11 protein-coding genes and 1 pseudogene are annotated in these 13333 nt (G+C 69.3%); 9 read left to right on the top strand and 3 right to left on the bottom strand.

Annotated features, from left to right (window positions below; genetic code table 11):
• The first annotated feature begins 809 nt into the window (after positions 1–809).
• The 6 genes from ON23_RS16580 to ON23_RS16555 are packed head-to-tail and all read left to right on the top strand — an operon-like array spanning position 810 to position 7623.
• On the top strand, positions 810–2738 hold the full coding sequence (locus tag ON23_RS16580) for a putative type IV secretion/conjugal transfer ATPase (RefSeq protein ID WP_245555970.1): 1929 nt from the start codon (positions 810–812) through the stop codon (positions 2736–2738).
• A 35-nt stretch (positions 2739–2773) separates the two neighbouring features.
• Positions 2774–3043, top strand: coding sequence for a transposase (locus ON23_RS16575; RefSeq protein WP_227463133.1), 270 nt, complete (start codon positions 2774–2776; stop codon positions 3041–3043).
• Positions 3044–3053: 10 nt separating this feature from the next.
• A complete protein-coding gene (locus tag ON23_RS16570; protein WP_039779257.1) occupies positions 3054–4754 on the top strand; it encodes a peptidoglycan DD-metalloendopeptidase family protein in 1701 nt (566 codons plus the stop codon).
• The gene (locus ON23_RS16565) at positions 4751–5371 is read left to right on the top strand and encodes a hypothetical protein (RefSeq protein WP_245555968.1); all 621 of its coding nucleotides are present in this window, start codon (positions 4751–4753) and stop codon (positions 5369–5371) included. The genes ON23_RS16570 and ON23_RS16565 overlap by 4 nt, the downstream gene beginning before the upstream one ends.
• 36 nt (positions 5372–5407) lie before the next feature.
• Positions 5408–7240 carry a type IV secretory system conjugative DNA transfer family protein gene (locus ON23_RS16560; RefSeq protein ID WP_039779255.1) on the top strand — a complete coding sequence of 611 codons (1833 nt, stop codon included), beginning with the start codon at positions 5408–5410 and terminating at the stop codon, positions 7238–7240.
• Positions 7237–7623 carry a DUF4913 domain-containing protein gene (locus ON23_RS16555; RefSeq protein WP_223273577.1) on the top strand — a complete coding sequence of 129 codons (387 nt, stop codon included), beginning with the start codon at positions 7237–7239 and terminating at the stop codon, positions 7621–7623. Before ON23_RS16560 ends, ON23_RS16555 begins: the two co-directional genes overlap by 4 nt.
• 91 nt (positions 7624–7714) lie before the next feature.
• On the opposite strand, the gene ON23_RS16550 is transcribed toward ON23_RS16555, so the two are convergent.
• Both ON23_RS16550 and ON23_RS16545 read right to left on the bottom strand, forming a co-directional pair.
• A complete protein-coding gene (locus ON23_RS16550) occupies positions 7715–8287 on the bottom strand; it encodes a hypothetical protein (protein WP_036502798.1) in 573 nt (190 codons plus the stop codon).
• A gap of 200 nt (positions 8288–8487) precedes the next feature.
• Complete coding sequence (locus ON23_RS16545; protein WP_039779253.1) at positions 8488–9354, bottom strand: peptidylprolyl isomerase; 867 nt, start codon at positions 9352–9354, stop codon at positions 8488–8490.
• A gap of 165 nt (positions 9355–9519) precedes the next feature.
• Between ON23_RS16545 and hisS the strand changes: the two genes are divergently transcribed.
• The 3 genes from hisS to ON23_RS16525 all read left to right on the top strand — a co-directional run bounded on the left by hisS (position 9520) and on the right by ON23_RS16525 (position 13191).
• A complete protein-coding gene (gene hisS, locus ON23_RS16540) occupies positions 9520–10797 on the top strand; it encodes a histidine--tRNA ligase (RefSeq protein WP_039779251.1) in 1278 nt (425 codons plus the stop codon).
• Positions 10798–10868: 71 nt separating this feature from the next.
• Entirely contained in the window at positions 10869–11516 is a 648-nt protein-coding gene (locus ON23_RS16535; RefSeq protein WP_039779258.1) for a hypothetical protein, read from the top strand.
• Between the two features lie 667 nt (positions 11517–12183).
• The gene (locus ON23_RS16525; RefSeq protein ID WP_039779249.1) at positions 12184–13191 is read left to right on the top strand and encodes a malate dehydrogenase; all 1008 of its coding nucleotides are present in this window, start codon (positions 12184–12186) and stop codon (positions 13189–13191) included.
• 25 nt (positions 13192–13216) lie between these two features.
• On the opposite strand, the pseudogene ON23_RS39270 reads toward ON23_RS16525, so the two are convergent.
• Positions 13217–13333: pseudogene (locus tag ON23_RS39270) on the bottom strand (LLM class F420-dependent oxidoreductase); the annotation flags it as partial.

Genomic DNA, 13333 nt, shown 5'->3' with positions numbered 1-13333 from the left:
GCGGCGCCCGCGGCCGTGCGGGCGGGGACGCGATCGAGTCCGAGCGGAACCGGGGCGGCCGGACGACGTCGCAGTCGGCACGCGACCGGTCGGCCGACGGCCGGGAAGCCGAACGGCCGAGCACGCGCCCGCGCCGCGCTGCCGGATCGGACGGCAGTTCAGCGCCGCGAAGGGCGTTGGCGGAGAACACCGAGACGGGCAACGACGTCGCGACGACCGGTGCGACGGGGCTGCGAACCAGCAGCCGGATCGCGGACGCGGAGGACAGCGCAGATCGCGAAAGCCGTGGGGCCGAACACGATACGGTCACCCCGCCGACAACGAGCGGCACGCGACGGCAGGTGGCCGGTGGGACCCGGCCCTCGCCGGGCGACGCGAACTCGCCGACCGCGAGGCGTCCGGTGCCGACCCACCACGATTCGCCGGACCACGGCGCGGATCTCGTGGACGGCGACCGCGCCGCGCCGGCCGAGGAGGCCGAGCGGGGCGACTCGCCCGCTGCCGACTTCGCGGGCAGCCCCGAATCCGTGCGTTCCCGTGCGAGCGGTCCAGCCGATGCGGCCGGCGGTGTCTGCGCCGACGACGGGATCGCGGCCCGCTCCGGCGGTGAACCGACCGCCACGTCACGCGGCGCCGACGACGATGCGGCACACGACAATTCGGCCGGGGCACGTACCCGGCGCCGGGTGGGCGGGCCGGAGGACCGGTCCGACGATCGAGAGATGTCCTATGCGCATGGCACCCCGCAATCGGCCGAGCTGCCGGCCGGATTCGACCAGGTATCGCCCGAGACGCGCGGAGGGCGCTACATGACCGGCGACTACGAGCCGGCGCCGCGGCGGAGTACGCGCACCGAATACGGCGCAGGAACGGCGCGCCGGCGCACGGAGACACCGCCCGCCCGGCGCACGGGCCGGGGGCAGCGCACACTGCGTGATCGCAACGGCTCGAAAATGGCCTCCTACGAACAGCTGTCGCGAGCGTCGCGAGCGGACGGCGAGGCGGGCAACCGGCGGGATCGGCGCAACAAACCGGCCAAGAAGAAGAATCAGGGCCCGCCGCTGCTCGACGATGCGGCCCGGGCGCGGCTGGAGGCGGTGGCCCGCGAGGGCGCCGGATTGCGCGCCGCCTGGGCGGCGTTCCGGATCCGCACCGACGACCTGCGCCGCGTCAACGCCGCGGCCCGCATCGAATCGGTCGTCGAGGACGGATTCGACCGTGGCACGGCGCAATTGACCGATCGCGGCTATGTCGGAGCGGGCGGCGGCCGGATGAACGTGGTGGGCCGCCCGGTCGAATACCGCGCCACGACAGCGCAGGTCGCCGGCCTGTGGCCGTGGTCGGTCGGCGCCGGCGCACCGCTGATCGGCACCCCGCTCGGCTCGCATCTGCACACCGGCGCTCCGGTGTGCTTCGACCCCATGAACTGGTTCATGCGCGGCAGCTTCATCACCGCGCCGAGCCTGTTCGTGCTGGGGCTCAACGGTTTCGGTAAATCCTCGCTGGTGCGCCGCATCGTGCTCGGCGGTGTCGCGCAGGGGATCACGCCGCTGATCCTGGCCGATGTGAAACCGGACTACCGCAAGCTGGTGGAGATGGTCGGCGGACAGGTCATCGACCTCGGCTACGGACACGGCAAACTGAATCCGCTCGCGGGTGGTGTGCTCGGCTCGATCGTCCCGTTGCTGGCCGACCTCCCCGAGCTGCAGTTGCAGGTGACCCAGGAACTGCGGGCCCGCCAGGTCACCTTGATCGCCGGTCTGGTCGAACTCGTGCGTGGCGCCCGCGTGCGCGACTACGAGGAGACCCTGATCTCCACGGCGCTGCGCATCCTGTACCGCGAGGGCAGCGGCTTCGCGCCGGAATCACCACCCATCATGGAGGATCTGCTCGAGGTGGTGGTCGGCGGCGGCCAGGAACTGATGCTCGACGCCGGCGCCGACACCACCGAGGAATACCACGAGGCCACCAAGGGATTGCGGCGGTCGCTGCGGGCGCTGACCCAGGGACCGTTCGGTGCGGTCTTCAACGGTCAGACCACCACACCGATCGACACCTCCTCGGTGGCGGTCTGCATCGACGTCTCGCATATCCCGACCGGGGACAAAAAGCTCAAAGCCGGTGTGATGCTGGCCTGCTGGGCCGACGGATTCGCCTCGGTGGAGGCCGCACACGTCCTCGCCGACGGCAAACTGGGGCCGCAGCGGTACTTCCAGGTGGTCATGGACGAGCTGTGGCAGGTGCTGGGACTCGGTGACTTCATGGTCGACCGCGTCGACGAGCTGACCCGACTGCAGCGCGGCATGGCGACCTCGCTGATAATGATCAGTCACACCATCAAGGACCTGCAATCGCTCGGATCCGAGGCCGCGATCGCCAAGGCGCTGGGCTTCCTGGAACGCGCGCGCGCCAAGATCTTCGGTGCGCTACCGCCCGAGGAGATCAGCCGCCTGGACTCGACGATCCCGTTCACCTCCGCCGAGGAGGAGATGGTCACCAGCTGGTCGGCCCCGCAGGCGCTGACCGGCGAGGCGCTCAAACCGGGGCAGGCCCGCCCGCCCGCGCCCGGCACGGGAAAGTTCTTGCTCAAGATCGGTGAGGATCGCCGCCCCGGCATCCCGTTCCACATGGAGTTCACCGTGTCGGAAAAAGAGAGCGGAATCCACGAGACCAACCAGCGTTTCAGCGAATTCACCGAATCCACGGCCCGGCGGGGCGACGAGGGGAGTGCCGCGTGATGCCGCACAGGTCATACCGGAGAGTGTCGCCGCAGGTGCGGAAGGCGGCGGTGGAACAGGTCGTCGCGCTCACCGACAAACTGCGCAGCGAGTCGGAGGCCTGCCGGGTCGTCGCCGAACAGATCGGCGTGCACACCAATTCGGTGCGCAACTGGGTGCGTGCCGCGGAGGGGCCCAGCCTGGAACGGATGGACGCCGTGGCCCTGCGCCGCAAAGTGGCGCTGCTGCAACAGCAGTTGGCGGCCGCGGCGGAAATGAATCGCACCCTGGTGGAAACTTTGAACGAAACCCGCCGCGCGACATGACGGGTGCGCGGTGAACGCGAAAACCCTCACCGCCCTCGTGCTCGGCGGTGTCGTCTCGCTGATCACCCTCGTGGTGGTGATCGTGCTGCCCTCCTCGGAGGATCCGTGCGCCGATCAGCCGACCGCACCCGGTTCGGGGCTGCCGGACACCTCCGGTGCGCCGTGGGCGGCGCGGGCGACGGAGTCGGGTTCCACCACGCCGACCACGACGGACCCGCACGGTTCGACCACGGCTACTCCCGGTGCGGCCGATATCCCTGCCGCACAGGCGAATCCGGGTGTAACGGGCGCGCCGTCGCTGGCGGCGGGGATCGCGCCGATCCGGCGCACCTGGCCGCTGCCGGGCGGATCGTTCACGGTGTCGGACACGTTCGGCGCCCGCGGCGGCACCCATCTCGGCGTGGATCTGGCCGCACCGGACGGCACCCCGGAGTTCGCGGTGGCGGACGGTGTCGTCGTCGCCGCCGGTCCGGCCTCGGGTTTCGGCAACTGGATCGTGATCGACTCCGTCGACGTCAACGGCCGCCCCTTCTCCGCCGTCTACGGCCACGAGTGGGCGAGCGGGGTGAAGGTCCGGGTCGGGCAGCGGGTGCGGGCCGGTCAGGAGATCGGCGCGGTCGGATCGGCGGGCGAATCCTCCGGTCCGCACCTGCATTTCGAGATCGTGCCCGGCGGGCGCCTGACGGGCGGGCACCAGATCGATCCGCTGCCGTGGCTCGACGGCGCGTTGACGCCCAGTGGCGGTGGCGCCTTCCCGTATTCGGTGAACCCGCTGTGCAGCCGGGGATTCGGCAGCGCCGGCGGTGCGCTCGCCGACGGCAAGGTGCCGCCGGAGCTCGAAATCTGGTATCGCCGTGCGGGTTCGCTGTGCCCGGAGATCACCGCGTCGGTGCTGGCGGCCCAGGGCCGTCAGGAATCCGGATTCCAGCGCGGGCTCACCTCGCCCGCCGGCGCCGAGGGATTGGCCCAATTCCTGCCCACCACGGCCCGGGCCACCGATCCCGACGACGGGCACCCCTATCTGCTCGACGCCGACGGCAACGGGCAGGCCAGCCTGTGGGACGACGGCGACGCGATCATCGCCCAGGGGCGCTACATGTGTTCGATCGCCCATCAGGTCGAGCGGTGGATCGGCGAGGGCAAGGTGCACGGCGATGTGGTGCCGCTGTCGCTGGCCGCCTACAACGCCGGTGAGGGGGCGGTCCTCGCCTCGGGCGGGATGCCGAATCAGCTGGCCGCGCACTTCTCCGAAACCCGGCCCTACGTCACGAATATCCTCGCCATGGAGGCGCAATATCGGGCGCCCGGATCGATGGGCCGATTCCAGCCCGGTCACGGTTCGGCGGGCGCCGACATCCTCGCCGCGGCCCAGCAGTGGATGGGCACCCCGTACGTGTGGGGTGGCGGTGGCCCGCAGGGCCCGACCGGCGGTGGACTGGACGGTCCCGGCCTGACCTCGGCCGCGGTGTTCGCGGCCTCCTCGGGCGCGAAGACGTTGCCGCAGACCGCGGAACAACAGTGGGAGGCGGGGGCCGAGGTGCCGATGCGCGATGCCCAGCCGGGCGATCTGGTGTTCTCCCGCTTCGGGGTGCGCGGCCCGGCCGAGGTCGGCATCTACGCCGGCAACGGCCGGATGATCCGTGCCGGGGACCCCTCGGGTGTGAGCGAGGCGCCCGTCCCCGGTGACGCGCGGTTACGGAGGGTGTTGTGACGACACGACGCGGTGCGGGACCGATAACCTGGAGACAGCGCCCGGCGTTCCGGGCGCCGGGCCGCCGACCTACGGCACGGGCCGTCTACGCGAACCTGGTGGTGATGCTGGTGGTGAGCGTCGCACTGCTGTCCGGCTGCGCGGGAGGGTCCGAGCGGGCCGAACCACCGGCGTCGGCCACGTCGACTCCGCGTCAGCTCGAGGCCGCCCCGGCACCCGATCCCGGCACTCCCGACGGTGTCGCCGTGGCCGCGCTGCGCGAGATCTTCACCTGGTATCCGGCCACCGAGATGCAGGGAGCGTCGCTGGCGCGGGCGCGGAAGTGGCTGGGCCCCAGCCTGCTTCGCACACTCGACGCGCCGCCGGGCGAGGAGACGCCGAAACCGACATTGCGCTGGGCCGAATGGGGGCGTTCGGGCGTGCGCGTGGAGGCCTTCACCTTCGCCTCCGGCGAACAGGCCCCGGGCAATGGCGATTCGGATCACCAGCAGTTCAAGATCGGTATCGAGCAGACCGCCGTGCACTCCGACGGTTCCCGCGAGACGCTACCCCCCACGACGGTGATCGCCACCGTCGTCCGCACCCCCGACGGCTGGCGGCTCGACGGATTCCGTTGAGCCACGGCCACATACTCGGTCACCTCAGGAGGCGAGATGGCGAAGAAGGTGAAGGACCCGGCCGATCCGGGACCGGACCTCGCCCTGTATCTGATCTACATCGGTTTCGCAGTGCTCGGCACCCTCTGGGTCGCACTGCATGTGGGCAACAAGCTGTCGACGGTGCCCCAGGATGTGCCGATCAATCCGATCGCCTGCATCGCGAAGATCGCTCGCGGGCAACTGGAGTGGCCGACCGCCTCGACGGTGATCGTGCTGCTCGTCGTGCTGGTCGTCGCCGGCATCGTGTTCGTGCGGCGGGAGATGAAGAAGCGCCGCAACCGGGGGAAGCTGCCCGTCGACGACAAGGCCCAATACATGGGCAGCGGCGGGGCGATCGCCGCCCTCACCGAGGCCGGGGTCCGGGACAAGGCTCAACAACTGGGTGTGCGGCTCGGCTACGACGATTCGCCGGGCGTGCCGATCGGTGTCGGGGTGGTCGACGGTGTGATGCTGTTCGGCTCCTACGAAGATCTGCATCTCGACATCTGGGGTCCGCGCCAGGGTAAGACGACCTCCCGCGTGATTCCGGCGATCCTGTCGGCGATCGGCCCGGTGCTGGTGACCTCCAACAAGCGCGATGTGGTCGACGCGACCCGAGATGTGCGCGAGGGCAAGGGATCTCGTGCCTTCGTCTTCGACCCGCAGGGTGTCGCGGGGGAGACGCACGCCACCTGGTACTGGGATCCGCTGGGCTGGGTCGACGCCCGGCACGAGGGCTGCGAGATGCGCGCGGCCCGGCTGGCCGGCCACTTCGCCGATGCCGAGGACAGCGACGGCACTCCCGACAGCTACTTCGACCCGGAGGCCGAAGATCTGCTCGCCGGTCTATTCCTTGCCGCGGCCGTGGCGAACCGGCCGATCACCCAGGTGTGGGAGTGGGTGACCGACCCGAGCAATACCGAATCGGTGCAGTTGTTGCGCGCCGCGAGCCACCACCTGGTCGCCTCCGGCCTGGCGCAGCAGTACAACACCGCCGAACGGGTCCGCGACAGCATCTTCGGCACCGCGAAGAAGATGGTGCGCTGCCTGAAACTGTCGAATGTGCACCAGTGGGTCACACCCGGCGGTGACCGCTACCAGTTCGACGAATGGGATTTCCTGGACCGGAATTCGACGCTGTACTGCCTGTCGCTGGAGGGACGCGGTTCGGCGGGCCCGCTGGTCAGCGCCCTCACCGAAGCCGTCGTCGACGTCGCGATGCGCAAGGCGACCCATGAACACCTGGGCCGGCTGTCCATTCCGCTGCTCGCGGTGCTGGACGAGGCGGCCAATATCGTGCGCTGGAAGGATCTGCCGAAGCAGTACAGCCACTTCGGATCTCGCGGCATCGTCGTCATGACCGTGCTGCAGTCCTGGGCGCAGGGCGTGCGGTGCTGGGGGCAGGCCGGGATGGAGGCGCTGTGGGCGGCGGCCAATATCAAGGTCCTCGGCCCCGGAATCGACGACATGACCTTCCTGGCCGCCCGCTCGGAGGCGATCGGCGACTACGACTCCATCTCGTCGTCGGTCTCGGAATCCAAAGGCGGCAAGAGTTATTCGCGTTCGCTGGGGTCGTCGCGGACCCTCAACCCGAACGCACTGGCCACCCTGCCGCGCGGGCGGGCCGTGGTGTTCTCCTCGGGTGCGCCGGCGGTGCTCGTGCGCACCGTGCCGTGGTGGGAAGGGGAGTACGCTGCCGAGGTGCGCAAGTCGATCGAACAGCATGATCCGCAGCGCCGCACCACAATGAGTGATCTCGTGGGCGAGCGGACGGTCCTCGACGGCGGGTCGATGCCCGGTGAGCCGCCCGCGACCTACGGACAGCCCGAGGAGGTTCGCCCGCTGTGAACGACCAGCCCCAGGACATGATCTACTCGAACGTGGTCGAGTTCGTGGAGAACTACCTCAGCCTCATCTATCGGCGTCAGGTCACCGACCTCACCGATACGGTGTGGTGCCCCGAATGGTGGAAGCACGCCGAGGCGGCGATGCGACTCGAAGCCCTGTGGCGCGCATGGGAATACCTGCGCCAGGACCCGCAGACGGGCATGAGCGTGTGGTTTCTGGACCACGCCGACCCCCATATGAACAAGCTGTTCGATCCGCGCGGACCGTTCAAATACTGCAGTGTGCGCAACGGCCACAAGGACATGCTCAGTCCGCTCCCGCTCACTCCGCCTCAGCAGGGCATGTTCGGCGAACCGAGCAATGCCGATCCGAACAAGGGCTGATCCGCCGACCAGGACCGATCTGCCTGTTTGCCGCGAAAACGACTGTGCCGCCGCCCGTTCGGGGTCGGCGGCACAGTCGTGAGCGGGGTGGTCAGCGGTTGCGTTCGCGGTTGCGTTCGCGCTCGCGCATCCGCTCGTCGTGTTCGCGCGCCCGGGTGACCCGCGGCGGTTCCTCCGGCCGGGTGCGGACCGCGGCCTGCGGCGGCTGTGCCTGACTGACATCCATGAGCATGCGCACGGCCGCCAATTCCGGCGCCACGCCGACGCGGGACAGATGGGCGGCCAAGGCCTGCCGCCGCTCGGGAGAGTCGTACCGGGTCAGTTCGCGTTCACGTGCCTTCTGCCGGTCGGCGGCGGCGCGGGCGCCGCGCGCCACCCGGGAGTGTTCCAGGCCCTTCTCCAGCGAGATACCCCGTTCCAGAGCGGGGCGCTCGAGCATCCGGGCCAATTCCAGGTTGCGCGGATCCTTCGCCTTGGCCTCACGGGCCTCGCGCAGCAACCGCTCGCGGGTCTCCTTGACCCGCTCCTGGGTGACCTTCACGCGCGCTTCGGCTTCTCGCTGACCGCGTTCGCGGGTGCGCAGTGCGACCAGTGTCGCAAGCTGCAACATTTGCCTCATCAAAGCCGCTGTCTCGCGGCCGATGTCGTCGAGTTCCTCGGCCATTGCCTGCTCCCCGATGCTGCAGTTGTCTCTGTGGACGATTCTGATGCTTCGTATCGGACTCCGCCACACGAACGGTCGATTCGCCGTGGCGGCGCCCCACCTTCAGCGCAGTCCCGTTCTACGAGATTACCAGCGCGGAGCAGGGCAGCCTAACCCCGGATCCGGTCCATCGCAGGGGGATCCGGGGCAGCGCCGGGGGCTCAGCTCAGTTGCATCGTCTTGACGGTGACCGGCTGCTTCGGCGCGCCGTCGCCGGTCGAGGGATCCTCGACGCCGTCCTTGGCGATGGCGTCGAGCGTCTTCAGTCCGGCCTCGTCGACGGTGCCGAAGATGGTGTACTGCGGCGGCAGCTGGGAATCGCCGTAGACCAGGAAGAACTGGCTGCCGTTGGTGTCCGGTCCGCTGTTGGCCATCGCCACCACGCCGCGCTTGTACTGCACCGGAACGCGCTGCGCGTTGGGGTCGCCGGGGGCGAATTGGTCGGTCGGGTATTCGTTGGGGAAGGCGTACCCCGGCCCGCCGTTGCCCTGACCGCTGGGATCGCCGCACTGCAGCACCTTGAGCCCCTCGCCGGTGGTCAGGCGGTGGCAGGGGGTGCCGTCGTAGAACTTCTGCTGCACCAGGCTCACGAAACTGTTGACCGTGCAGGGGGATTCACCCGCGTTGAGCGAAATGCCGATCGGCCCGCGGTTGGTGTCGATGGCGACCTTCGGTGAGCCCGTGGTCGAGACCTCGGTCTGCTCAGGCTTGTGTACCGCCTTCGCGGCCTGGCCCCCGTCGGTGTAGGCGCAGCTCACCGTCGCGGTCTTCGGCTTGGCCTCCGGTGGCGCGGCGGCCTGCGGAGTGGACGACAGCGACGCGTCGGGGGTCTTGGCCGCGGCGTTGGGGGTGTCGTCGCCGCGGGTCAGGTAGTAGATCCCGACGCCGGCCGCGACGACCACGACCACACCGAGCGCCGATCCGGCGATCGCCAGCTGCTTACGCTTGCGCGCACGCTGCGCCTGTCGCTCCAGTCGGCGTTCCAGCTTGCGCTTGGCCGCCGCTCGTCGCTGTTCGTTGGTCGGCACTACCCGGTCCTCCCGTGTCGGTTGCGTATCGGCATAAGAGTGTGCCATCACTTCCTGAGACGACCCCTAACTTCCCCCGATCGTTCCGTACAATTGCCCAGCTCGGCTCGGTGGAGGGCGAACCGGTTGGACTTGCCGCGTCCGGGTGGGGGAAACTGGTCCATTGTGACCAAGACCAGCAGCTTCACCGCCCCGAAAGGGATTCCGGATTATGTGCCGCCCGCCTCGGCGGAGTTCGTCGCCGTACGGGACGGACTCGTGCGCGCCGCGCGACTGGCCGGATACGGGCATGTGGAGTTGCCGGTCTTCGAGGACACCGCGCTGTTCGCGCGCGGGGTGGGCGAATCGACCGATGTGGTCACCAAGGAGATGTACACCTTCGCCGACCGGGGCGAACGCAGTGTGACCCTGCGGCCGGAAGGCACCGCGGGCGTCATGCGGGCGGTGATCGAACACGGCCTCGACCGCGGCCAGCTGCCGGTCAAACTGTGCTATTCCGGCCCGTTCTTCCGCTACGAGCGGCCGCAGGCCGGTCGCTACCGGCAGTTGCAGCAGGTGGGCGTGGAGGCGATCGGCGTCGACGATCCGGCACTGGACGCCGAGGTGATCGCCGTCGCCGACGCGGGGTTCCGGTCGCTGGGACTCGAGGGCTTCCGGCTCGAGATCACCTCGCTCGGCGACGAGACCTGCCGGCCGCAGTATCGGGAACTTCTGCAGGAATTCCTGTTCGCGCTGCCGCTGGACGAGGACACCCGCCGGCGCGCCGAGATCAACCCGCTGCGGGTACTCGACGACAAGCGCAAGGAGGTCCGCGCCCTGACCGCCGGCGCGCCGCTGATGCTCGACCACCTCTCCGACTCCGCGAAGGCCCACTTCGAGCAGGTGCTGGGCCACCTGGACGCGCTGGGCGTGCCGTATGTGATCAATCCGCGCATGGTGCGTGGTCTGGACTACTACACCAAGACCACCTTCGAATTCGTCCACGACGGCCTGGGCGCGCAATCGGGTATCGGCGGCGGTGGCCGCTACGACGGGCTGATGGCGGAACTGGGCGGCCAGCCGCTGTCCGGGATCGGGTTCGGGCTCGGCGTCGATCGCACCATGCTGGCGTTGCAGGCCGAGGGTAAGGCCGCGGGCGAACCGGCGCGGGTCGACGTGTTCGGCGTGCCGCTGGGGGAGGCCGCGATGGCCCGGCTGGTCGTCCTCGCGGCCGAACTGCGCGCGGCCGGGATCCGGGTCGATCTGGCCTACGGTGGACGCGGCGTGAAGGGCGCGATGAAGGCGGCCGATCGGTCCGGTGCGGCGTTCGCCCTGGTCCTCGGCGACCGTGATCTGGCCGACGAACAGGTGGGCTTGAAGGATCTCGGCTCGGGCGACCAGCGTCAGATCCCGCTCGCCGAGGTCGTGGCGCAGGTGTCGGCGGCGCTGGCCGGGCAGCGGTAGTACGGTCCGAGCATGTCTCGAATTCCGTGGCGCGCATCGGTTTCCGGTCAGCGGCCCGTCCGGTCCGGCGCGTGAATTCCGCGGCGCCGCAACCGGTCGGCCTCGACCTCATCGCACCGGAGCTGTACGCGCCGATGCTGCGGCGGCTGGCGCTGGGTGCGATCGGCGCGGGTGTCGTCGTCGGCGTGGTGGTGGGGCTGGTCGTGAGCTGGCCGGCCGGTGTCGTGGTCGGCGCGGTGCTCGGCGCGCCGACGGCGATCTACGCGCTGGCGGTCCGGCGGCGGCGAATGTGGTTGTCGGGCACGGTGATCGAGGCTCGGACGCTGGTGGGCCGGCGACGGCTCGACGTCGCCGCGGCGACGGGTGTCGAGGTGCTCGTGTACCCGGGGAGGCTGAGCCGGATCGCGCTGCGCATCACCGCCGGTGGCCGGACCCAGACCGTGCCGCTGGCGATGTACACCGATGCCGGTAGCGGACGTGAACTGCACATCCTGGGGTTGCGTACGCTCGCCGACGCGCTCTCGTCCGCGGAGCTGGCCGCCGCCCTGGCATTGTCCGGATTGCTGGTCGGGCAGTTGCGAGCCGAGGCTCGTGACGCCGGGCTGGCGGAGCGGCCGCTGTATCGGGCGGTGCAGCTGGTGCGGGCCCGCGACATCGTGCAGCCCGTGCGGCTGAGCGACAGCGATATCGCCACGCTGAGCCGCGACATCGCCTCCTGATCGCCGTTCGGGACGAATCGGACATAATGTGTGGTCACGGTTTCGTAACAGAGTTGCGAATGGTGTGTGGGACTACGTTTCGGCATCCGCCCCGGTGGGCAACCTTTCGGCTTACTTCGCCGGTTGTGAATCTGGGCACCTGGCCAGGTCTGTGACCACACCGGTATTCGGTAACCCCTGGTTTGACGCTTTCATGTCTGGAAATGCGGAGGCGCACAGCGAACACTGAGAGTCGCAAGATTTTTCAGGATCGAAATAGTTCGAAAACGAAGGGTTCGCCATGCATGCCATCAAATTCCGCAAAGCAGCCGCGGTTGCCGCCATCGCAGTGGCCCTCGGTGCTGTCGTAGCCCCCGCCGCGTCTGCCTCGACCCCATCGGGCGCGTCGCCGACGGCGAGCGACATCGACGGTTCCGTCGCGATCTGCTTCCCCTTGGGCAGTGTCGTCTGGTGCATCTGAGCTGTCGCGAGAAGGGGTGCCGCCGGAGGGGTGGCACCCCTTCCGTGTGTGCGGGCGAGCCGGTGGACCGATCGTCGAAAACGGTTGCGGGACGGTGCGGATCCGCTCGCGCTGTCTGGTTGCTCACGGTGCCGGGTTTCGGCCGGTGAGGATCGTTAGGGTGAAGATCGAAGCCGACCGTCGAGTTCTCGTGAACAAGGAGTTGTCGTGAGCAATGCCGCCCGCACGCCCGTGACCGTCACCGTCACCGGAGCCGCCGGTCAGATCGCCTACGGGTTGCTGTTCCGCATCGCCTCCGGCGCCATGCTCGGGCCACAGACGCCCGTGCGGCTGCGGTTGCTGGAGATCCCTGCGGCCGTCGGCGCCGTCGAAGGGGTGGCGATGGAGCTCGAGGACGGCGCTTTCCCGCTGCTCGAATCGATCGACATCAGCGACGATCCGTGGGCGGGATTCGACGGCGCCTCGATCGCCGTGCTGGTCGGCGCCCGGCCGCGTACCGCCGGGATGGAGCGTTCGGATCTGCTGGCGGCCAACGGGCCGATCTTCACCGATCAGGGGGCGGCCATCAACGCCAGTGCGGCCGACGATGTGAAGGTGCTGGTGGTCGGAAATCCGGCCAATACCAACGCCTTCATCGCGATGAGCAACGCGCCCGACGTGCCGGCGGCGCGCTTCACCGCGCTGACCCGCCTCGACCACAACCGGGCCATCGCCCAGCTCGCCGCGCGCAGTGGTGCCCCGGGCTCTTCGATCACTCGAATGACGGTGTGGGGCAACCACTCCGCGACGCAGTATCCGGATATCAGCCACACGCTGATCGGCGGTCAACCGGCCGATCGCGTGATCGACGATCCGGCCTGGGTGCGCGAGACCTTCATCCCCACCGTCCAGCAGCGTGGTACCGCGATCATCGCCGCACGCGGGGCGTCCTCGGCGGCCAGTGCGGCGAGTGCGGCCATCGACCACGTCCACGATTGGGTGCTGGGCACCGCGGCCGGTGACTGGGTGTCGATGGCTGTGCCCTCCGATGGGTCCTACGGGGTTCCGGAAGGGCTCATCAGTTCGTTCCCGGTGACCTGTGCCGGTGGTGAATACTCGATCGTGCCGGATCTGGAGATCGGCGAATTCTCGCGTGCGCGTATCGATCTCAGCGTCGCCGAACTCGCGGCCGAGCGCGAGGCGGTGATCGATCTCGGCTTCGCCAAGCGCGGCTGAACCGATCGACCGCTCGCGCCGCCGGTCACACCTTGGCGATGACCTTCTCTGCGTACTTCTCCAGATGCGCGATCTTGTCCGCGAGCGGCTCGGTGTCGTCGCCGGCGACGTACGGGTAGCGGAAGCCGACGATCACGTCGGT

It is taken from the genome of Nocardia cerradoensis NBRC 101014 (genome assembly GCF_000308535.1).
Lineage (GTDB): Bacteria > Actinomycetota > Actinomycetes > Mycobacteriales > Mycobacteriaceae > Nocardia > Nocardia cerradoensis.
Note: the sequence above shows the minus strand (reverse complement) of the source record. Positions and strands in the feature narration are given on the sequence as shown.

Excerpts from the sequence above, each read along its gene's own strand:
- ON23_RS16580 (WP_245555970.1), top strand. The coding sequence starts at position 810 with ATGACCGGCGACTACGAGCCGGCGCCGCGGCGGAGTACGCGCACCGAA.
- ON23_RS16560 (WP_039779255.1), top strand. The coding sequence starts at position 5,408 with ATGGCGAAGAAGGTGAAGGACCCGGCCGATCCGGGACCGGACCTCGCC.
- ON23_RS16550 (WP_036502798.1), bottom strand. The coding sequence starts at position 8,287 with ATGGCCGAGGAACTCGACGACATCGGCCGCGAGACAGCGGCTTTGATG.